Origin of the sequence: Dactylosporangium sp. NPDC049525 (assembly GCF_040676755.1) — a bacterium.
Taxonomy (GTDB): Bacteria; Actinomycetota; Actinomycetes; order Mycobacteriales; family Micromonosporaceae; genus Dactylosporangium.
Window position 1 is genome coordinate 1 of record NZ_JBFAPO010000090.1, and the last position, 21996, is coordinate 21996.

At 71.8% G+C, this 21996-nt stretch carries 17 protein-coding genes; 7 read left to right on the top strand and 10 right to left on the bottom strand.

Annotation, left to right across the window (positions count from 1 at the left end; genetic code table 11):
- A partial coding sequence (locus tag AB0K00_RS53815; protein WP_363538757.1) for an IS256 family transposase occupies positions 1–1014 on the top strand: 1014 nt, incomplete at its 5' end.
- Positions 1015–1354: 340 nt separating this feature from the next.
- Here AB0K00_RS53815 and AB0K00_RS53820 read toward each other — a convergent pair.
- The 9 genes from AB0K00_RS53820 to AB0K00_RS53860 all read right to left on the bottom strand — a co-directional run bounded on the left by AB0K00_RS53820 (position 1355) and on the right by AB0K00_RS53860 (position 13714).
- On the bottom strand, positions 1355–2260 hold the full coding sequence (locus AB0K00_RS53820) for a carbohydrate ABC transporter permease (RefSeq protein WP_363538759.1): 906 nt from the start codon (positions 2258–2260) through the stop codon (positions 1355–1357).
- Positions 2261–2406: 146 nt separating this feature from the next.
- On the bottom strand, positions 2407–3375 hold the full coding sequence (locus tag AB0K00_RS53825) for a sugar ABC transporter permease (protein ID WP_363538761.1): 969 nt from the start codon (positions 3373–3375) through the stop codon (positions 2407–2409).
- Complete coding sequence (locus tag AB0K00_RS53830; protein WP_363538763.1) at positions 3372–4634, bottom strand: ABC transporter substrate-binding protein; 1263 nt, start codon at positions 4632–4634, stop codon at positions 3372–3374. Before AB0K00_RS53830 ends, AB0K00_RS53825 begins: the two co-directional genes overlap by 4 nt.
- Before the next feature lie 272 nt (positions 4635–4906).
- On the bottom strand, positions 4907–8866 hold the full coding sequence (locus tag AB0K00_RS53835; RefSeq protein WP_363538765.1) for a choice-of-anchor D domain-containing protein: 3960 nt from the start codon (positions 8864–8866) through the stop codon (positions 4907–4909).
- Between the two features lie 102 nt (positions 8867–8968).
- The gene (locus AB0K00_RS53840; protein WP_363538767.1) at positions 8969–9361 is read right to left on the bottom strand and encodes a hypothetical protein; all 393 of its coding nucleotides are present in this window, start codon (positions 9359–9361) and stop codon (positions 8969–8971) included.
- A 118-nt stretch (positions 9362–9479) separates the two neighbouring features.
- Complete coding sequence (locus tag AB0K00_RS53845) at positions 9480–9755, bottom strand: DUF2277 domain-containing protein (protein ID WP_327010057.1); 276 nt, start codon at positions 9753–9755, stop codon at positions 9480–9482.
- Entirely contained in the window at positions 9731–10900 is a 1170-nt protein-coding gene (locus AB0K00_RS53850) for a nucleotide disphospho-sugar-binding domain-containing protein (protein WP_363538769.1), read from the bottom strand. Before AB0K00_RS53850 ends, AB0K00_RS53845 begins: the two co-directional genes overlap by 25 nt.
- Positions 10900–12936 (bottom strand): alpha/beta fold hydrolase, encoded by a 2037-nt coding sequence (locus AB0K00_RS53855; RefSeq protein ID WP_363538771.1) that lies wholly within the window; start codon positions 12934–12936, stop codon positions 10900–10902. Before AB0K00_RS53855 ends, AB0K00_RS53850 begins: the two co-directional genes overlap by 1 nt.
- A gap of 37 nt (positions 12937–12973) precedes the next feature.
- Complete coding sequence (locus AB0K00_RS53860; RefSeq protein ID WP_363538773.1) at positions 12974–13714, bottom strand: ROK family protein; 741 nt, start codon at positions 13712–13714, stop codon at positions 12974–12976.
- Between the two features lie 70 nt (positions 13715–13784).
- On the opposite strand from AB0K00_RS53860, the gene AB0K00_RS53865 reads away from it, so the two are divergent.
- The 6 genes from AB0K00_RS53865 to AB0K00_RS53890 all read left to right on the top strand — a co-directional run bounded on the left by AB0K00_RS53865 (position 13785) and on the right by AB0K00_RS53890 (position 20890).
- Positions 13785–14972, top strand: a complete 1188-nt coding sequence (locus tag AB0K00_RS53865; RefSeq protein WP_363538775.1) for a hypothetical protein — start codon at positions 13785–13787, stop codon at positions 14970–14972.
- Positions 14973–15111: 139 nt separating this feature from the next.
- Positions 15112–15825: a GntR family transcriptional regulator gene (locus AB0K00_RS53870; RefSeq protein ID WP_363538777.1), complete on the top strand. Its 714-nt coding sequence runs from the start codon at positions 15112–15114 to the stop codon at positions 15823–15825.
- Positions 15826–15911: 86 nt separating this feature from the next.
- Positions 15912–17447, top strand: coding sequence for an NCS1 family nucleobase:cation symporter-1 (locus AB0K00_RS53875; RefSeq protein WP_363538779.1), 1536 nt, complete (start codon positions 15912–15914; stop codon positions 17445–17447).
- Positions 17448–17451: 4 nt separating this feature from the next.
- Positions 17452–18171, top strand: a complete 720-nt coding sequence (locus AB0K00_RS53880) for an aspartate/glutamate racemase family protein (protein ID WP_363538781.1) — start codon at positions 17452–17454, stop codon at positions 18169–18171.
- Between the two features lie 99 nt (positions 18172–18270).
- Positions 18271–19767, top strand: a complete 1497-nt coding sequence (locus tag AB0K00_RS53885; protein ID WP_363538783.1) for an IMP dehydrogenase — start codon at positions 18271–18273, stop codon at positions 19765–19767.
- 133 nt (positions 19768–19900) lie between these two features.
- Complete coding sequence (locus tag AB0K00_RS53890) at positions 19901–20890, top strand: type IV toxin-antitoxin system AbiEi family antitoxin domain-containing protein (protein WP_363538784.1); 990 nt, start codon at positions 19901–19903, stop codon at positions 20888–20890.
- On the opposite strand, the gene AB0K00_RS53895 is transcribed toward AB0K00_RS53890, so the two are convergent.
- A complete protein-coding gene (locus AB0K00_RS53895; protein WP_363538786.1) occupies positions 20871–21956 on the bottom strand; it encodes a cellulose binding domain-containing protein in 1086 nt (361 codons plus the stop codon). The two genes, AB0K00_RS53890 and AB0K00_RS53895, sit on opposite strands and share 20 nt — an antisense overlap.
- Positions 21957–21996 lie beyond the last annotated feature (40 nt).

Here is a 21996-nt window from a genome sequence, read left to right on the forward strand (position 1 = left end):
GCGATCCCGAAGCTGCGGCAGGGCTCCTATTTCCCGGACTGGTTGTTGCAGCACCGCCGCCGCGCTGAACAAGCCCTGATCAGCGTGGTCGCGACCGCGTACCTGCTGGGGGTGTCGACCCGGCGGGTGGAGAAGCTGGTGGAGCAACTCGGCATCACCGGGCTGTCCAAGAGCCAGGTGTCGGAGATGGCGGCGCACCTGGACACGCAGGTCGAGGCGTTCCGCAACCGGCCCCTCGACGCCGGCCCATACACGTTCCTCGCCCTGGACGCCCTCGTGGTGAAAGTCCGCGAACGCGGCCGGATCGTCAACGTGCACACCCTCGTCGCCACCGCGGTGAACGCCGACGGACAGCGGGAGGTCCTCGGCCTGGACGTGACATCCGACGAGGACGGCGCCGGCTGGCTGGCGTTCCTACGCTCACTGACCGCCCGCGGCCTGTCCGGCGTCCGTCTCGTCGTGTCCGACGCCCACCGCGGCCTGGTCGCCGCTGTCGGCGCGGCGCTGCCCGGCGCGGCGTGGCAACGCTGCCGCACCCACTACCTGCGCAACCTGCTGACCAAGGTCCCGAAGACCGCGCAACCGTGGGTCGCGACCCTCGTCCGGACGATCTTCGACCAGCCCGACGTCGACGCGGTCCGCGCCCAGTACGCCCGCACCGTGACAACCCTGGCCGAACGGTTCCCCGACGCAGCCGACCACCTCGACGACGCCCGCGAAGAGCTCCTCGCCTTCACCGGCTTCCCACGCGAGGTCTGGAAACAGGTGTGGTCGAACAACCCCCAAGAACGGTTGAACAAGGAGATCCGCCGCCGCACCGACGTCGTCGGGATCTTCCCCAACCGCGCCGCGGTCATCCGCCTGATCGGCGCCGTGCTCGCTGAGCAGACCGACGAGTGGACCGAAGGCCGCCGCTACATGGGCCTGGAGATCCTCGCCAAAGCCCGGCTGACCGTCATCACCACCGGCGGAACCGAACCCGAGACATCCCCGACCCAACTCGCCGCCGCATAACATCAACCACAACGGATCAGCGCTGACCGTCTCCTACACCACCAGCGCGGACGCGACCACGCCCCGCGCTGGGTGAGCGTCGCGGCCATGCTTGGCGGACCCGGCCGAGCATGAGCGTCACGAGTGCGGCCCGGCATCGGACAGGGACGCGCCGGGCCGCGGAACCGCATCGTCGGGAGTCACCCAGGGCCGGTAAGGCTTGGACCCGCCCAGCCGCGCGTGATGACGTTCATGACAAACCTCCGTGGTCGGTGTTCGATCGCAGGGAGGAGCATCGCGGCAAGGGCGGCCGTGGCGCATCGGTAATTCTGCCTATGAAGGGATAGGTGAGGTACCCATCTCAGTCCTGCAGGGTGCCGGCGAGCAGGCCTCGCATGAAGAAGCGACCCAACATGATGTAGAGGGCGAGTGTGGGCAGGCTCACCAGCAGGGCGCCGGCCATCGCCTGGCCGAAGGGGACGGACTGGCCGCCGGCGATGTTGTTCAGGGCGATCGTCACCGGCCAGGAGTCGCGGCTGGTCATCATGGCGCCGAACATGAAGTCGTTCCAGGAGGAGGTGAACTGCCAGATGATCGCGACGGCGAACGCCGGCTTGGCGAGGGGCACCGCGATGTCGACGAAGCTGCGCAGGATGCCGGCGCCGTCGAGGCGGGCCGACTCGAGCAGGGTGTTGGACATCGCGACGAAGTGGTTACGGAAGATGAGGGTCGTGATCGGCAGGCCGTAGATGATGTGGATGAGCATCAGGCCGGCGAGGCCACCGGTGGGGTCGTTGCCGCCGCGCAGGCCGACCGCCGTCATGGTCTGCGAGACGGGGATGATGACGGCCTGGTAGGGCACGAAGATGCCGAACAGGATCAGCGGGAAGACCACGTTGGAGAACGGGAAGCGGATCTTCGACAGCACGAAGCCGTTGGCACAGCCGAGCAGTGCCGAGAGGAGGCTGGCCGGGATCGCCAGGGAGAGGCTGTTGCGGAAGCCCGATGAGAGCTTGGGCCAGACGAGGCCGAAGTTGTCCATCGAGAAGCTGGTCGGCAGTTCCCAGATCCTCGTCACCGACACGTCGACGGGGTCTTTGAAGGAGGTCACCACCAGGACGTACACCGGTAGGAGGAAGAAGCACGCGAGGGCCCACAGCACGACGTAACGCACGACGCTGCGGGCGCCGCCGGCGGCTTTCGACGACGCGGGCGGGATGGGGTCGGAGACCACGTGCCGAGGCACCGTGGCAGTGGCACGCACCATGCGACTACCCCCGTCCCAGACGCGAGCGAACACGCCCCGGCGCGACAAAACCACGCGAGGCAGAACAACGCGACGCAGGACCACGCGAGGCAGGACCGCGCGACGCAGCGGAGCGGGGTGGACAGGCGAACCGGGGCACCATGTGTCTACCGCCGTTCCGTGCGCAGGGCGTACCAGACATAAGGGCCGACGACGAGCGCGACGCCGATCAGCAGGACCGTTGCGATGGTCGCGCCGCGGTCGTAGAAGCCGCCGTCGAAGGTGGTGAACCACATGTAGAGCGAAGGGGTGTCGATGCGGAGGTTGCCCTGGTCCAGCGCGTAGAGCAGGTCGAACGTCTTCAGCGAGATATGGACCATGATGAGCATGGCGCTGAACGTGACGGGGCGCAGGGCGGGGCGGACGACGTGCCAGAAGATCTGCGTCTCGCTGGCGCCGTCGAGGCGGGCGGATTCGCGCAGTGCCTCCGGTACGCCACGCATGCCGGCGAGGAAGAGGGCCATGACGTAGCCGGAGAGGGCCCAGCCGGCGGGGAGCGCCACGGCGGCGATCGCCCAGATCGAGTCGGACTTGTGCCAGTCGCTGCGCAGGAAATCCAGGCCGACGACGGCGAAGAGCTTGTTCAGCCCGGCGGTGTCGTCGCCGGAGCCGTTGTCCAGCAGCCAGCGCCAGACGATGGCCGTGGCAATGAACGAGATGGCCATCGGGAAAAGGAAGACGCCGCGCAGGAAGCCTTCGCCGCGGACGCCCTTGTCGAGCAGCATGGCCATGAGGAAGCCGAGCACGAGCGCGCCGCCGACGAAGACCGCGGTGAAGACGACGAGGTTGCGCACGTCGGCGTGCCAGCGCTCGTCGCGCATGAGCCGCACGTAGTTGTCGAGGCCCACGAAGTGGTAGGACGGCGACAGGCCACGCCAGTTGGTGAAGGAGACGCGGACGTTCCAGCCGAGGAAGCCGTAGACGAAGACGCCGATGAGGATGAGCGACGGCGACACGAGGAGGAACCCAGCCAGCCACGCCGGGCCGCGGTGCTTGCGGCGGCGGATCGGGGGTGGCGTGAACTGGGGTGCCGGCGGTGCGTTGGAGTGCCGCGGCACATGGACGGGGGCGGTCATCGAGTCTCCTGGAACTGCTGCTGCACAGTGCTGGCGAACTTGCCCAGGTCGCCGTGCTGGACGAACAGCCCGAGCGCCGAGTCGATCTCGGCGTTGTAGGCGTTGTTGGCCACGACGCCGTGCGCGAGGGAGCCGACGATGCGGGTCTTCGGGTCGCGCCACTGCTGCAGCGTCCAGCCGAGGTACCCCTGGTACAGGTCGGCTTCGGCGTCGGTGCGGGCGGGGATGGAACCCTTGAGCGGGTTGAAGAGGTTCTGTCCGGCCGCGGAGCCGCACTCGATGAGCCACTTGCGGGAGAGGTCGGGACTCCGCACTCCGGTCGGCAGGGTGAAGGAGTCGGAGAGGAAGTCGTACATGCCTTCGGTGCCGGGTGACGGGGCCACGTCGTAGCCGTCGCGCCACTGCAGCTTCTTCGCCTGCTCCAGGTAGGAGGAGCTCCAATCGCCCATCACGGCGTAGACGGCGGAGCCCTCGACGATCCGGTCGAGCTGCGGCTGCCACTCGCCGGCGGCGGACTTCACGTCGGAGTTGCCGAGCACCTTGCCGAACATGGCGAGGGCCGACGTGACCTCCGGCGAGGTCCAGCCGAGGTCACCGGAGAACAACCGCTCGTAGTCGTCGGCGCCGAGCTCGCCGAGCAGGACGGTCTCCATGAGGTGCTTCTGCGTCCACTCCGGGCCGACGGCGAGCGGCACCTTGCCCTTGCCGCGGATCATCTCGGCCTGGGCGAGGAACTCCGTCCACGTCTTCGGCGGACCGGCGATCCCGAGGTCCCGCAACGTACGGGGGTTGTACCAGATGAGGTTCGCGCGGTGGATGTTCACCGGGACGGCGTAGATCTTGCCGTCGATGGTGAGATTGTCCAGCAGGCCCTTCGGGAAGACCTTCCGCCAGCCCTGCTGCTCGTACAGGTCGGTCAGGTCCTGGACCTTGCGGGACCGCACGTCGTCGAGCAGCTCCAGGCCGGCGTGGCGCTGGTAGGAGTCGGGCGGGTCGTTGGCCAGCAGCCGGCTGGCAAGGATCGCCTTGGCGTTGGAGCCGGCGCCGCCGGACACGGCCGCGTTGACGAACCGGATGCCGGGGTTGGCCGCTTCGAAGGCCTCGGCCATCGCGGCCAGGCCCTCCTCCTCGCCGGGGCCCGTCCACCACGAGTAGACCTCGAGCTGGTCATCGCTCGCGCCGCCGACGGTGAACATCGACAGTCCTGCGAGCAGCGACACGAGCAGCAGGGTAATGATGGCCAGGCGGCCCTTCCACACGTCTAACCTCCCGTGGCCTCGCTGGCGGGCGAATCCATCTGGCGCGGCACACTCATGTCGTCGAGTGAACCTAGTGGTCACGGAAGTCGTTTGGTGATGAACGTCCGGTTCGTTAAATCGCGTCAACCGGGTGATTACCCCAGACGCACGGATGACTTATATCACAACGCAAAGTATGGTTCGATCCGCTGTTCAGCCCGGGGTTCACGCTGATCAATCCCGGGGTCCTCGTGGAACCCCGGGACAGTTCAGCATGCTAGGAGGCCGCTGGCCTACAGGTTGTAGGCCTCCAGTTCGGACAGCTGGCCGGCGGGCCAGCCGCTGTTGGCGGTGACAGTGACCCTCAGGTACCGCACGCTCACCGCCGGGAACGACAGGATCGCGGTGTTCCCGCTCGCCGGGTCGAACGTGACCGTGATGGAGCCACGCAGCGTCGCGCCGGTCGCGCCGTCGGTGACCGTGACCGTCTGGGTGCGGGTCGCCCACGCCGTGGACGGGGGCAGCCGCAGCGTGACCTTGCCGACGGAGGTGGCGGCGCCGAGGTCGACCTGGACCCACTGCGGGAAGGCGTTGTTGGCGCTCTCCCAGTAGGTGTTCGGGTTGCCGTCGACGGTGTTGCCGGAGCCGTACGTCTGCGTGCTCGACGACTGCGTCGTCGGCCGGCCCAGCGCGAGGTTCGGCCCGGAGACCGAGGCGCCCTGCCCGGACAGGACCACGCTGAGCGACGCGTTGGTGGCGTTGCTGGCCACGGTCAGCGACCCGGTCCGGGTGCCGGTCGCGGTCGGCCGGAAGGTGACGCTGACGGTGCAGCTGCCGCCCGGCGCGATCGACGTGCCGCAGGTGTTCGTCTGCGTGTAGTCACCGGCGACCGTGACCCCGGAGACGGTCGCGGCGGCGGTGCCCGTGTTGGTGACGGTGACGTTCTGCGCGCCGCTGAACGAGCCGACGGTGGTGGCGGCGAAGGTGAGCGCCGTCGGGTTCGCCGTCAGCGTCGCCGTGCCGGTGGCCACGCCGGTACCGGAGAGCGCGACCGTGGCAGTGCCGTTCGTGGCGCTGCTGACGACCGTGAGCGTGCCGGTGCGGGTACCCGCCGCCGTCGGATGGAACGTGACGGTGACGGTGCAGTTGGCGCCGGCGGCGATGACCGTGCCGCACGTGGTGACGCGGGTGAAGTCGCCGGTCGCGGTGATCCCGGAGACGGTCGCCGGGCCGGTGCCGGTGTTGGTGACCAGCACCGTCTGCCACTCGCTGTTGGCGTTGACCGGGGTGCTCTCGAACGTCAGCGACGCCGGGTTCAGCGTGAGGGTGGCCGGGCCGCCGCCGGCGCCGTACACCTCCAGGCTCGACAGCTGCCCGGCGGGCCAGCCGGTGTTGCCGGTGATCTGCACCCGCAGCTGCCGCACCCCCGCGGCCACGGCGATGTCGGCGGTGTTGCCCGTCGCCGGGTCGAACACGACGTCCGCGGCGGGCTTGAGGACGGTACCGGTGGCGCCGTCGATGATCGCGACCGTCTGCCGGCGCGTCGCCCACGCCGCTGCCGGTGGCAGCCGCAGCGTGACCTTGCCGACGGAGACGGTGGAGCCGAGATCGACCTGGATCCACTGCGGGAAGGCGTTGTTGGCGCTCTCCCAGTACGAGTTGGCGTCGGCGTCGGTGGCGTTGGAGGCGGGGTAGCCGCCCTGCGCGCTGGAACTGGTCACCGGCCGGCCCGCGGCCAGGTTCGTGGTGCCGGTGCCGGTCACGCCGGTGCCGGTGAGCTGCACGAGGATCGCGCCCTGGCCGTCGTCGCCGGTGATCGAGTACACCGCCGACTGGGCACCCTGCACGGACGGGGTGAACGTGACGGTCTGGTGGATGACGTCACCCGGCGACAGCTGCTGGCCCTCCGACACCGGGGTGGTGGTGTTGAACGCGCCGACCGGCGGTGCGGCCTTCGTCAGCGTCAGCGTGATGTTGCCGGTGTTGGCGATGTCGAAGGTCTGCGTCGCGGTCTGCCCGATCGGCACCGACCCGAACGCGACCGGGTTCGGGGTGATGGTCAGGTGCGGCGCGCCCGTGACGGCGGTGCCGGTGACCGGGACGGTGACCGATCCCGCATTGCTGGTGACGATGAACGAACTGCTGTGGTTGCCGGCGGCGACCGGGGTGTACCGGACGGACACCGAGACCGACGCGCCGGCGGCGAGGGTGGTGCCGGTGCCGGGGAAGCCGGTGGCCGTGAACGGCGCGGCCGGGGCGGTGAACCCGGTGATGGTCACCGCGCTCGTGCCGGTGTTGGTGATGCTGACGCCGAGGGTCTTGTTCGCGCCGGTCGGCACGGTCCCGAACGCCAGGGTCGACGGGGTGGCGCCCAGGCCGGCCCGGGTGCCGACGCCGTGCAGGTCGAACGGGACGGTGCCGGCGTTGGTGGTGAACGTGAGGCTGCCGGTGGCGCCGCCGGTCGCGGTCGGCGTGTACCGCACCGGCACGGACAACGTCTGCCCGGTGGTGAGGTTCACCGGCAGCGCCGGCGGGGTCGCCGCGAACGGCGCACTGGTCGAGATCGCCGAGATCGTGACGGCGCGGGTCGCCGTCACGGTGACGGTGGCGTTCGCGGTGCTGCCGACCGCGACGCTGCCGAAGTCGGTGGGGCTGCTCGTCAGCGCCGCGGTGGTGGGCCGGCCGAAGCCGATGAGGTGCCCGTCGCGGGTGCCGACGAAGACCCGGCCGCCGTCGGTGGCGGGCGTGACGAACTTCGTCGCGACGCCGATCGGCGCGCTGTAGCGCAGGTTCAGCCGGCCGTTGACCGGCAGGGCGTCGTAGGCGCGCAGCTGGCCGTTGGCGCCGTTGGACCCGTCGCTGTAGACGGCCCAGACGATCGCCGAGCCCGACGTGGTGCCGGTGGACGTGACGACCGGCGAGCCCGAGGTGTACCCGAACGTCGATGCGCTGGTCCCGGCCGAGGTGAGGACGGGCAGGCCGGCGCCGTTGACGCCGTATTTGAACGCGCGCAGGAAACCCTGGTTCTCGACCTGGTACACATAGCCGCCGTCGCCGCCCCAGAACGCCGGGTGACCCCAGACGCCGTTGTACGGGCCGCCGGGCGGGCCGACCGACGCGTCCCCGCCGCCGGCACCCTGCGCGTTGCCGCCCAGGTTGTCCCGGTCGAGGAGGTACACGCGGCCGTCCTTGCCGGTCTGCACCAGCAGCCGCGGGTGGGCGGGGGTGCCGAAGCCGGCGGGCAGCGCCATGGGGCCGCCGGAGCCGAAGTCGGTGTCGTCCTGGTCGAGCCGGCTGTTGTTGAACGGGCTGAAGAAGTCCTTCGCGGTGAGCGACCCGTCGCCGTTGACCTGCAGGCGGATCACCGACTCGGCGAGGGTCCCGGGCGGGCTGGTGCCGGGGCCGGGCGCCGGCGAGACGCCGTTGCCGGTGGACACGATGATCCGGCCGGGCCCGTCGGAGACGAGACCGCCGCCGGACTGCCAGATGCCGGCCATGCCGTTGCTGCGGCCCGCCTCGGTCGACCACAACGTCGTCATCTGCGGGGTCGTGGTACGCACGCCGGCGATGTACCCGACGTACGGGCCGTAGTCGCAGTGGCTGGCGAACCCGGCGTAGACGACGCCGTCGAGCAGCAGCAGGCCGGGCCGCTGCGCGGCGGTCTTCGCGTTGAACGTGTTGCCCGGGTCGTTGGTCGGCGAGCCCTGGATCGTGACCGGCCAGCCGGCCCGCTCGACGCCGGTCGCGGGGTTGATCGAGTGCAGGTAGAAGTGCGGGTGGTCGGCGTCGGGCCCGTCGTTGACCTTGGCCATGAAGAACACGGCCCCGGTCGCCGGGTCGTAGACCGGGGTGCTGGTGATGCCGATGTTGGGCACCAGGTCACCGCAGCCGATGGCGGACGCGGGCCACGCCGGTCCGACGCTGCGGGACCAGGCCACGGCGCCGGTCGCGGGGTTCAGGCCGTACACCCAGTTGTTCTCCGTGGCGGTGATCAGCGTGCCGCCGGCGACGATCGGCTGCGCGTACACCTGCCCGTTGACGGTGGTGGAGAACAGCTGGCCGAAGTCGGAGGCGGAGACGGCCGACGGGGCGAGGCCTGGTTCGGCGCTGTCCCAGCCGGTGCGCAGGTTGTCCACCGAGGCGGTGGTGATGTCGGCGTTCGCCGGTCCGGGAAGGACCGCGACGGCGGGTAGGGCAGTGGCTGCGGCCAGCGTCAACGCTGCCGGCAGGAGACGGAAGGGGGCACGGCGCATGACACGCTCCTGGCGGGGAACGGCAACGATGAAGGATCGAACCGTAACTTGGTCGATGCTTTACCGCAAGATGCTGACCGTGCTGTGAAATTATTCGACGATCTATGGACGGGCCATGATCTGGATCTGATGGCCGTCGATGATGACGTCGCCGGCGTGTTCGGCGACGTAGACGTGGTACCGGTAACCGGCCACGACCTGCCCGCAGCGCTCCTCGGTCGGCGAGGTCTCGGCGTGGTCGTACCGCACGACCGTCGCGTCACCGCCGAGCCGGGGGCGCCCCTCGGGCATGGGGTCGTACCGGCCGCCGACCGCGAACCTGTCGCCGACCTCAGCGACGTAGTGACCGCCGGCGACCGGCACGTCGGGCCGCGGCAGCTGCCCGTACGCGGTGACCGTCGCCGGGCACACGAGCCGGTGGATCGGCCCGCGCAGCGCCACGCCCGCACCGGCGAGCGCGACGAAAACGGTGAACAGGACAGCGGCACGCTTCATGCCCGGTGCGACGTGAGACCCCGGCGGAGCGTTCCGTCAGCCGCCGAACCGTGACCCGAACCCGATCGACGCCAGGCGGGAACCGCCGGTGTAACGCCCTTCGGCGGTCACGTACATCTCAGTCGCGGGTGCCGTAGCGCTCGGCGGCGCGGGCCTTCGCCTTGGCCGCCTCGATCTTGCGGTCGCGCGGCGGCGACTGCGTGACCAGCGACCCGAGCAGCTCACGCGTGGCGGCGGCGACGGCCGCGACCGCGGCGTCGAAGGCGGCCTGGTTCGCCTGCGAGGGGCGGGTCATGCCGCTGACCTTGCGCACGTACTGCACGGCGGCGGCCTCGATCTCGTCCTCGGTCGCCGGCGGCTCGAAGTTGTTCAGTACCCGGATGTTCCTGCACATGCCTCCACCATGCCAGGTCGGGTCGCGTTCGTCAGACCCGCCAGGGTCGCGGCGACGTCCGGCGGGGCGGGCAGCGCGGCGATCTCGTCGCGGACCCGGCCGGCGCGGCGGGTGACGGCGGTGTCGGCGAGCAGCGCCCGCACCGCGGTGCGCACCGCATCCGGGGACCGGTCGGCGAAGGCGACGCTGCGCGCGACACCGGCGGCGGTGAGCCGGTCGGCGATGCTGAACTGGTCGCACATCTGCGGCAGGACCAGTTGCGGGCGGCCGGCGCCGAGGGCCGCCATCGAGCTGCCGGAGCCGCCGTGGTGGACGAACAGGTCGCAGGTCGGCAGCAGCACGTGATGCGGCAGCCAGCCGACGCGGCGGGCGTTGGGCGGCAGGTCCTCGATGCCGTGCACGCCGGCGCCGCTGACGACGACCTCGACGTCGAGGTCCCGCATCCCGGCGACGGCGGCGGTGAGCCCGTCGACGCCCTCCGGGATCGGCACGGTGCCCATGGAGACGCAGACCCTCGGGCGGACCCGGGGGGCGAACAGCCAGTCGGGCAGCGTGCTGGCGCTGTTGTACGGCACGTACCGCATCGGCAGGGCCACCCCGGAAACGGAGCCGGGCAGCCGCAGCGACGGCGGGCAGGTGTCGACGGTGGCGAGCGGCGCGGCGGTCGCCCCGTCGACGCCGAGGGTCTCGGCGAGGCGCAGCAGCCGGTCGGCGACGTCGGCGAGAGCGGCGCGGTGCACGGCACCGGGGACGGGCAGCCCCCAGTGGTGCAGCACCCACGGGACGCCCAGGAGCGTGGCGGCGAGCGGCGCGGCGTACTCGACGGGTTCGGTGACGATCAGGTCGGGCCGCCAGGCGCGGGCGAGGGCGACGACGTCGGGGCCGGTGCGTTCGGCGATGGCGGCGAACACGGCGAGGTCGAGGGTGTCGTTGCCGCCGAGCGGCACGTGCGCGGGCCACAGCTCGAAGAACGACGCGTCGCCGCCGACGACGGCGTGGCTGAGCCCGGCCCGGCGGATCTGCTGCCCCATCGACCGGGGCGCGGCGACGAGGACCTCGTGCCCCCGCAGGTGCATCGCCCAGGCGAGGGGGACGAGGGCGAACAGGTGGCCGGGCGCCGGGTTGATGGTGAACAGCACCCGCATCAGGGGGACCCGCAATCATCGAGGCGGACGGGGAGGTCTTCGATGCCGCGCAGCATCGTGCCCGGCGAGCGGAACCGGGGCGTCCCCGCCAGGCGCAGGCCCGGGAAACGGCGCAGCAGCATGGGGAACAGCACCTGGGCGTGCGTGCGGGCGAGGGCGGAGCCGGGGCAGTAGTGCCGTCCGGCGCCGAAGGACAGCGGCGGCCGAGTGGTACGTCGCTGAATCCGGAACTCGTCGGGGTCCTCGGTGTAGGCGGGGTCGCGGTTGGCGGCGCCCAGGATCCCCAGCAGTGCGGTGCCGGGTGCGACGGCGACGCCGCCGAACGCGCAGGGCACGGTCGCGATGCGCACCGCCACCTGCACCGGCGGGTCGTAGCGCAGGATCTCCTCGACGGCCCGCTCGGCGGCCGCCGGGTCCTCACGCAGCACCGCGGCCTGCGACGGGTGGGTGAGCAGCAGCCGGGCGCCGAGCGTGACGAGGCTCGCCGGGGAGTCGTAGGCGGCGCCGAACAGCAGGGCGAGGTCGCCGTGGTACTGCTCGCCGCCGTCCGGCCGGTGCGCGCGCACCACGGCCAGGAGGCCGTCGTCGGCGAGGCCGGCGAGGGTGTCGATGATGGTGTCACCGGCGGCCGTCATGGCGGTGCGCTGCCGAGGGGTGATGAACGGTTCGAACGCGGCGCTGCCGGCCCGGGCGGCGACGCCGAGGCGCAGCGCGTCGGCGTCGGGGAGGCCGAGGAGCCGGCCGGTGACCAGCGATGCGAACGGCACCGCGACGGCGTCGGCGAGGTTGACCGTCGCTCCCCCGGCGAGGCGCAGCGCGAAGTCGTCGAGGACCCGGGTGGCGACGTCGACGACGTCGGCGTGCTGGACGGGGCAGCGGCGCGGGGTGAGCCGGCGGGCGAGCGCGGTGCGCAGCGGCAGGTGCGCCTCGCCTTCCCGCCAGCCGAACGACTGGTACAGGCAGCGCACCAGGCGGTGCTCGCGCCAACCGGCGGTGAGCAGCTCGGGTGCCTCGCCGGCGCTGACGAACGTGGCGTCCTGCAGGAGGCGGGCGCAGTCGGCGTACCGGGTGAGCACCACCGCCTCGGTCTTGCCGGGCAGCTGGACCGGCAGCACCGGGGTGGTGCGGCGCAGCCGCGCGTAGGCCGGGTACGGGTCGGGGTGCGCCGACGGGCGGACCAGGTCGACGAAGGTCCGCAGAGCCCGGCGCCGGTCGGTCTCCGCCCAGAACCGCAGCAGCGCCTCGACGACCGCGCCGGGCTGCTCGAGGTTGGGGCTGTGGGAGGCGCCGTCGATGACGGCGAGGGTCGCGCCGGCGCGTTCGGCGTAGCCGGCGAACTCGGTCGCCGACCACAGCTTGCGGTCCCGGTGGCCGTGCATGACGAGCAGCGCCAGCCGGGTGGCGCGCAGTTCGTCGGCGCGGTCGGACTCGCCGGCGAGCGACGCCAGGGCGCCGCGGACGAACGCGGGGCGCATCAGCCGCAGCCGGGTCCGCCAGAACTCGCGCCGGGCGGTGTCGTCCTCGGGGATGAGCCGCCGCACGACGGGCCACATGACGGCGTTGCCCTGCAGCGACAGGGTGTGGTCGAACCCGCCGAGGATCCTGCGGTGTGCCGGGCTGTCCATGCCGGGGCCGCTGCCGATGAGGGCCGCGGAGCGCAGCCGGCCGGGCTGGGCGAGGGCGGCGGCGCGGACCACGAACCCGCCGTAGGAGTGCCCGACCACGTGCGGGGTCCTGTCGTCGCCGCCCACGGCGTCCAGCACGGCGATCAGGTCGTCGGCGTGCCGCCGGATCGAGTGGTCCTCATCCGGAAGCAGCCGGGACGGGGCGTAGTGGCCGTGGTAGTCGTAGGCGTAGGCGCGGTACCCGGCGGCCGCCAGAGCGGGCAGCAGCGGAAGGAAGTCCTCCTTCGAGCCGATCAGCCCGGGGCACAGCACCACTGGGACACCGGTGTCGACGGCCGGCGGCGGCATCGCGCGCAGCGTGGCCACGGCACCCCTGGCGGTCTCCAGTACGTCGTCACATACGGTGGTCACCGCATCACAGTAGGGTATATTTCGGACAGAACGGGCGTTACACGCCGATGAGCGTCCACGCCCGTGAGCCGCCGCGCACCCCCGCCTGGTTCGGGACCAGGCGCACGTCGTCGGGCATGGCCACGGCGAGGCGCTCGGCGTTGCCGCCGCCGAGGTACAGCCGGTCCCAGCGGAACACCGGCCGCAGCCCGTCCACGATCCGCAGCACCCGCCGCGACCAGCGCCGGTCGCCGAGCCGCTGCCGCTCCAGCTCACCGATGACGCCGTCGTAGGTGCGGCCCTTCGAGTACGGCGCGTGCGACAGCTCCAGGTGCGGCGCGAGCCGCCCGCCGTCGAACAGGGCGCTGCCCAGCCCGGTGCCGAGCGTCAGCACCAGCTCCAGCCCCCTGCCCTCGACGAGGGCGGCCCCGTGCACCTCGGCGTCGTTGAGCACCAGCACCGGCCGGCCGAAGGCCCGCTCCAGGTCGGCCCGGGCGTCGAATCCCTTCCACAGCGCGAACAGCTCCGGATCGACCGGCGTGTGCGGCCCGGCCTCGTTGACGTAGTGCGGCGTCGCGACGACCACCCCGTGCCGGATCATCCCCGGCAGCCCGACCGTGACCCGGTCCGCGGCCGGCAGCCCCGCCGCGATGCCGAGCAGCGCCTCCACGAGCCGGGCCGGCGGCAGCGGGTACGGCGTCGGCACCCGCACCGGCTCGCAGCACAGCGTGTCGGTGTCGTCGACCACGGCGGCCTTGAGCCCGCCCCCACCGCAGTCGACCGTCAACGTCGTCACCATCTGCAGATTCTTGCAGTCCCCGCCGCCGGCGGCTCAGGCACCGCTCAGCCGGGTCGGCTAGGGTCGGCGCGTGCCGATTCCGCTGCGCTGGCGCCTGCTCGACGAGAAGACCCGCGCGACCCTCACCGACTGCACGGACATCGACGGTCTCTTCGTCGACGGCCTGTTCCCGGCCGAGCCGTCGTACGAGCGGTACACCCTGGTGGGCTGCGCCCCGTCCGGCCCGCTACGCGCCGCGATCGACGGCACCGGGCCGGCGTGGCTGGGCAACCTCGTCGTGGAGGGCGCGCACGTCCCCGGCCGGCCGGTCGGCGAGCGCTGCGAGGATCAGTGCTGGCAGTGTCTGGACACCATGGAGGAGCTGCTCGACGTCCGGCTCGTCGGTCACCGGCCGGCCGCGGACGGATCCGGGCTGGTCGACGTCGACCTCGAAGGCCATCGCCGTGACGACGACGCCAATCAGGGCGGCACCACCGCGCCCGCCGTCTCCGGATACCGGGTGATCGCGTGGTACGCGACGGCCGGCTCCACCGAGGGCACGGCGGCCGGCGAGTGCCGTGCCGTCACGGGCCTGTTCCGCGAGCGGGCCGGCATCTGGCCGCCGGGTCCGCCGCTGACCCTGCTGGGCTGCCGGCCCGGGCTCACCGGATCGTTCGAGGCCGAACTGGCCCACGTCCGCGTCGACGGCACGGCCCACACGACGGGCTGGGGCCGCCGCGTGTTCGGCAGCGTCACGGGCACCCGCCCGTCCGCGCTCGGCGGCGACCTCGTCGACGTCACCTTGGACGCACGGATCCCGGAGCCCCTCGCGGCCAACGAACGCCCGCTGTGGGACATGTGGCGCGCCGGCGGCCCGGCCGAGCCCAACCTGTGGGCGGACCTCGACCGCAGCGGCCGCCGCCTGTGGGTGCACGCCGCCGCGGTCCACCGCCGGCCCGCCCCGGACAAGCCCGCGGGCACCGTGTACCACCTCGACGGCCGCCACGTCACCGACGACGACGGCTTCTACTGCGCGATCGGCGAGGCCGTCAACGGCCCCGGCGGCTGGTTCGGCGGCGACCTGTTCTGGCTGCACGAGAACGCCGCCACCGGCGACGGCGGTGCGACCCCCGGGTTCCGCCTGATCTGGCACGACTCGGAGGTCGCCCGCAGCCACCTGGTCCCCGGCTATGACCGTGCGACCTGGCTGCCCGCCGTCACCTTCGACGGCCTGGTCGCCTTCCTCACCGCAGAGGGCGTCCAGGTCGAACTGCGCTGAGCTCCCGCCTCAGCACATCAGGCCGGCACTCCGCCCGGGGCAGGTTTCTCCTGGGCGTCATCCGAGCGTCATCCGTGCGCGCGAAACGTGCCGATAACCGGGCGGGGTTAGCGTGAGCTGCACCGTTGGGAGGTGGCGGATGGCTGGACCACGCCGTCGGTCGGTGCTGATCTCGCGGCTCGCCGGGCAGCCGCTGGGCAGTTCGCAGAGTGTGATCCTCGATGAACTGCGCGCGTGCATCCTCGACGGGGAGGTGCCGCCCGGGTCGCCGATCCCCGTCGACGGGGTTGCCGCCGCGTTCGGGGTGAGCCGGATTCCGGTGCGGGAGGCGCTGATGACGCTCATCGGCGAAGGGCTGGTCGATCATCGGCCGCATCTGGGGTACCGGGTGGCGCAGATGACGGCGCAGGAGTTCGGGGAGATCTACCTGGTGCGGGAGGCCCTGGAGACCGCGGCGATGCGGGTCGCGGTGGCGTTCGCCCGTGCGGAGGACGACGAGCAGGCGCGGGCCGCGCACGCGGCGCTCGAGCACGCGGTCGCCACCGGGGACCCGCGCGCGCACCACCGGGAGAGCCGCCGCTTCCATCTGGCGCTGATCCGGCCGTGCCGGATGCGGCGGCTGCTGCACATGCTGGGCACGGCGTGGAACATGACGGAGCCGCTGCAGCCGATGTCGCACCTGGACAGTGCGGACCGGCGGCTGCTGCACCGCGACCACGCCGGGATGTTGGAGGCGTTCGTGGCCCGGGACGCGGACGCGCTGATCCGGGTGTGCGCCGAGCACCACCGGCGGCTGCAGACGTTCATCGCGCTGTTGCCGCAGCACACGGGGCTGTTCGCGGAGCCGGACTGACAAAGATATATGTTCCAGCACATCGGCGTGAAACAGCGGATTCCTAGCGTGAGCGGCAACGAGCCGCACTACCTCGGGAGTTCGGGATGGCCGACACAGTGGCACGCGCACAGGAACCCGTCGTCGTAGCAGAAGGCGCCGACGGGCCGCACGATCTGGTCGAGGCGGCCGGCATGCCGGTCGGCTCCGGCGTCATCAAACCCGGCTACGACCCCCGGCTCACCAACGAGGACCTGGCGCCGCTGCGGAACCAGTCGTGGGGCTCCTACAACATCTTCGCGTTCTGGATGTCCGACGTGCACAGCGTCGGCGGGTACGTCACGGCCGGCAGCCTGTTCGCCCTCGGCCTGTCCAGCTGGCAGGTCCTGGTGTCGCTGGTCGTCGGCATCACGATCGTCTACTTCTTCTGCAACCTGGTCGCGAAGCCGAGCCAGGTGACGGGCGTGCCGTACCCGGTGATCAACCGGGTCGCGTTCGGGGTCCTCGGCGCGAACGTGCCCGCGATCATCCGCGGCGGCATCGCGGTCGCCTGGTACGGCATCCAGACCTACCTGGCGTCGGCCGCGCTGGACGTGGTGGTGCTGAAGCTGTTCCCCAGCCTCGCGCCCTACGCGGACGTCAATCAGTGGGGGTTCCTCGGCCTGCCGCTGCTCGGCTGGTGCTCCTACGCGCTGCTGTGGGTCCTGCAGGCGGCGGTGTTCTGGACCGGCATGGAGACGATCCGCCGGTTCATCGACTTCTGCGGCCCCGCCGTCTACGTGGTGATGATCGTCCTGGCGGGTTACCTGATCTGGAAGGCCGGCTGGGGCGAGATCGACCTGAACCTCGGCGAGGTCAAGTACACCGGCTTCGACGCCGTGCCGATCATGCTCGGGGCGATCGCGCTCGTCGTGTCGTACTTCTCCGGGCCGATGCTGAACTTCGGCGACTTCTCCCGGTACGGCAAATCCTTCGGCGCGGTGAAGAAGGGCAACCTGCTCGGCCTGCCGGTGAACTTCCTCGCGTTCTCGATCCTGGTCGTGGTCACGTCGTCGCTGACCATCCCGATCTTCGGCGAGCTCATCACCGACCCGGTGCAGACGGTCGCGCGGATCGACAGCACGTTCGCGATCGTGCTCGGCGCGCTGACGTTCACCATCGCCACGATCGGCATCAACATCGTGGCGAACTTCATCTCCCCGGCGTTCGACTTCTCCAACGTCAGCCCGCAGCGGATCAGCTGGCGGATGGGCGGCATGATCGCCGCGGTCGGGTCGGTGCTCATCACGCCGTGGAACCTGTACAACAACCCCGACGTCATCCACTACACCCTCGAGGTGCTCGGCGCCGCGATCGGGCCGCTGTTCGGGGTGCTCATCGCCGACTACTACCTGATCCGGCGGCAGGTGGTGTCCGTCGACGACATGTTCACGCTTGCCCCGTCCGGGAAGTACTTCTACGCGAAGGGCTACAACCCGCCGGCGATCGTCGCCACCGCCGTCGGCGCGCTCGTCGCGGTCGTGCCGGTGCTGTGGACGCACGGGCCGGGCATGCACACCACGGCCCAGTACAGCTGGTTCATCGGCATGGGCCTCGGGTTCCTGGTGTACCTCGGCCTCACGAAGCGCCGCCAGGCCGCCTGACGCCATGCGGATCATGGTCGTCAACCCGAACACCACGGCGGAGATGACCGCGAAGATCGAGCTGAGTGCCCGGGCCGTCGCCGGTCCGGGCACCCGCGTCGAGGCGGTCACGTCGAGCATGGGCCCGGCCTCCATCGAGAGCCACTACGACGAGGCGCTCAGCGTCCCCGGCATCCTCACCGCCGTCCGCGCGGGTGCGGCCGACGGCTACGTCATCGCCTGCTTCGGCGACCCTGGCCTGGACGCGGCCCGGGAACTGGCCGACGGCCCGGTCGTCGGGATCGCGGAGGCCGCGATGCATGCCGCGGCGCTGCTCGGCCGCGGCTTCAGCGTCGTCACCACCCTGGACCGGACCCGGGGCCGTGCCTGGGACCTCGCCGCCCGCTACGTCGCCCCGGGCGTCTGCCGGGGCGTGCACGCCTGCGACATCCCGGTCCTGGAGCTCGACCGGGACCCGTCCGTCGCCGAACGGGTCGTCGCCCTCGCCCGCACCGCCCTCGCCCGCGACGGCTCCGACGTCATCGTCCTGGGCTGCGCCGGCATGGCGGACCTGCCGTCGGAGGTCTCCAAACGCGTCGGCGTACCGGTCGTCGACGGGGTGGCCGCGGCGACGCTGCTCGTGCAGTCGCTCGTCACCCTCGGCCTGAGCACATCCAAGCGCGGCGAGTTCGCCCCACCGATCCCGAAGCCCTACACGGGTGCCCTGGCCGCGTTCGGCGGGTGAAACCTCGCCGACCGGCGGCGGCGGGCGCGGCGGCGCTGGTAGCGTGTGGCTGCATTCCAGCCATGCCGTTGCGGCGGCGGAGTGTTTAGGAGCAGGCACGTGGTCGTGATCCTCCCCGAGGTCTCCCGCACCCTCAATGAATACCTGCTGGTGCCGAACCTGACCACCGAGGACTGCACCCCGGACAACGTCGACCTGTCGACCCCGATCGTGCGGCATCCCGTCGGCGGGACGTCGCCGTTGCGCATCGCCGTACCACTGGTCAGCGCGATCATGCAGGCGGTGTCGTCGCCGCGGCTCGCCATCGCCCTCGCGCAGACCGGCGGGCTGAGCTTCATCCACCAGAACCAGGGCATCGCCGAGCAGGCCGAGTCGGTCAGCGCGGTGAAGCGGCACAAGGCGGGGTTCCGCCACTCGGACATCAACACGAAGCCGTCGGCGACCCTCGGCGAGGTCAGCCGGCTGCTGCGGGCCGCCGAGCGGGACATCGCCGTGGTCACCGAAGACGGCAGCCCGGGCGGACTGTTCGTCGGGCTGATCTCCACCGCGGACTTCCACCCGCACCGGCACGACCTCAACGACACCGTCGAGTCCCGGATGCGCCCGGCCGCGGGCCTCGTCACGGCGCCGCCGACGGTGTCGCTGTCCGACGCGAACACGCTCATCTGGGACCACCGCCTCGACCTGCTGCCCATCGTCACCGCCGACGGGCACCTCGCCTCGATCGTGCTGCGCCGCGACTACGAGCTGCACAAGCAGTTCCGCAACGAGTCCATCGACGACGACAAGCGGTTCCGGGTCGGCGCCGGCATCAACACCCGCGACTACCGCGACCGCATCCCGGCGCTGGTCGCGGCCGGCGCCGACGTGCTGTGCATCGACTCCTCCGACGGCTACTCCGTCTGGCAGCGCAACACCCTGCAGTACGCGGTCGGCGAGCTCAACGGTGCCGTCCCCGTCGGCGCGGGCAACGTCGTGGACGGGCGCGGCTTCCGGTACCTCGCCGACGCCGGCGCCGCGTTCGTCAAGGTCGGCATCGGCGGCGGGTCGATCTGCATCACCCGCGACCAGAAGGGCATCGGCCGCGGCCAGGCGTCGGCGCTCATCGACGTCGTCGCCGAACGCGACCGGTACGCGGCCGAGACCGGCGTGTACGTGCCGGTCTGCTGCGACGGCGGCCTCCTCGCCGACTACCACATGGCGATCGCCCTGGCGCTCGGCGCCGACTTCATCATGCTGGGCCGGTACTTCGCCCGCTTCGACGAGAGCCCGTCCAACCTCGTGAACCTGGACGGGCAGCTGTACAAGGAGTACTGGGGCGAGGGTTCCCAGCGGGCCCGCAACGTCGCCCGCTACGACCAGGGCGAGACCGAGATGCCGTTCGAGGAGGGTGTCGACGGCTACGTGCCCTACGCCGGCAGCCTGTACCCCAACATCGCCCGCACCGTCTCGAAGCTGCGCGCCACCATGGTCAGCTGCGGCGCCGTGACCGTGCCCGCGTTCCACCGCGACGCCGTCCTGGTCCAGGTCTCGCAGCAGAGCTACGAGCAGAACGGCGCCGAGGTCCGCCTCCGCACCGGCTCCAGCACCCAGTAGCCCGTCCCACGACAAGCCGAAGGATCCCCGGGGCCCTGACCCCGGAGATCCTTCGGCTTGCGGGGAACAGCGCCTCGTGTGCAATCGGCAACCGTAGGTCAGCGAGCGTCGCGCCGCCCCCAGAATCGGCGGGGTGTTCGACGAGCAGGCCGGCGCGGTCACCCGCCGGCAGATCATCGAGGCGGGCCTCACCGAGGAGACCGTCCGGGCGCGCCTGCGGGCGGGACGTTGGCGCAGGGCGTTCAACGGCGTCTACTGGATGTTCTCCGGGCCGCCGTCGCGTGCCGCCACGCTGTGGGCGACGCTGCTCACCGCCGGCCGGGGTGCGGCGTTCAGCCATGAGACGGCGGCGGAGCTGCTCGGCCTGTTGGACACGCCGGCGGAGACGATCCACGTGAGCCTCCCGCCGGACCGGCGGGTGCGGGCGCTGCCAGGGGTGCGGCTGCACCATCGCGCCACGGCACCCGTGGCGGCGCCGGGCAGCGGCCCGGCCCGCACCGGTGTCGTCGACACGGTCGTCGACCTGACCCAGACCGCCGCCACGATGGACGACGCGATCTCCTGGCTGGTGCGGGCCTGCGGCCGCCGGATGACGACACCCGCGCGGCTGCGAGCAGCGCTGGAGGCGCGACGGCGACTGCGGTGGCGCGACGCCCTGCTCGCCGCCGTCGCCGATGTGGGCGCCGGCTGCCATTCGCTGCTGGAGCTGCGCTACCTGCGAGACGTCGAGCGGCCGCACGGGCTGCCGGCCGGCTCGCGGCAGCAGCGCCGCCGCAGCGGCCGGGCCACCGCGTACCGCGACGTCGAGTACGGCGCGTTCCGGCGCATCGTCGAGCTCGACGGGCGCGCGGCACACCTCGACCCGAGCCGGGACCGGTGGCGGGACAACGCCGCGGCGACGCAGGGTTGGTCGACGCTGCGGTTCGGCTGGGCAGACGTCAACGCCCGCCCGTGCGAGACGGCCGTCGTCGTGGCGGCGGCCCTGCGCCAGGGCGGCTGGACCGGCACCCCCACGCGCTGCGGCACCGCCTGCCGGATCCTTGACAAGCCGAAGGATCCCAGGGGTCAGAGCCCCGGGGATCCTTCGGCTTGTGGGGGAAGCGCTAGCGGGCGGCGCAGGTGACCGGGGGAACCGCGGGGATGCCGGTGCCGATGAAGCCGAACGTGGCCGTCGCGCCCGGGGTGAGCGCGCCGTTCCAGGTGGCGTTGTCGGCGGTGACGGCGGTGCCCGTCTGGGTGACCGTGGCGCCCCAGGCCTGAGTGACGCGTTCGCCGCCGGTGTACGTGTACCGCGCCGTCCACCCGGCGAACGTGCCCGTGCCGGTGTTGCGGACGGTGACCTCGCCCTGGAAGCCGCCGGGCCACTGCCCGACCACCTTGTACGTGGCGGCGCAGCCGGGCACGGGCGGGACGCTGTCGGACGGCAGCACCGACCGGGACGGCGAGGGCGACACCGACCGCGAGGGGGAGGCCGACGCGGAGGGCTGGACGCCGTCGAGGGCGCGCACGACGGCGGGCAGCCACCGGTTGGCGATCTTGCGGTCGCCGGTGGCGTTGGGGTGCACGCCGTCGCCGGTGTCGGTGGCGGTGCTGAACCCGGTCCACTGGTCCACGACGGTGACCGGCGACGCGGCGGTGGTCCGCGACGCGGCCCAGGCGGGGATGGCGGCGTTGAGCGCGACGACCCGGGCGGCACATTCCGTGCAGCTGGACGGGTTCATCGGGATGATCTGCGCGACGAGGATGCGCATCGCCGGGTTGCTGGCCCGCATCTGGTCGACGAGCTTGCTGTACGCGGCGAGGATCGTGTCGGTGGAGCGGTTGCTCCACACGTCGTTGGTGCCGAAGTGCATGAGGACCACGTCGGGGCGGCTCGCCGACAGCCACGCGGGCAGCTGGTTCTGGTCGGCGACCGCGGTGACGAGCGCGCCGCCGTGGCCTTCGCCGTCACCGTCGTACGGCACCGAACAGCCCTGTGGTGGCTGGGTGCCGACGAAGTCGATGTTGGTGTGGCCGCCGCTCTGCAGGTCGTTCCACAGCAGGGCCCGCCAGCAGCCCGGGTTGCCGGTGATGGAGTCGCCGAGGGGCATGATGCGCACCGCGGCCGCGGCGGCGGGTCCGGCCGGCAGCGCGAGGAGCAGGGCCGCGCCGACGACGGCGGCGGTGAGGAGCGCGAGGAGGGTCCGCATCCGGGCAGTAGAGCAACGGTGTTCGACACCGCTCAATGCC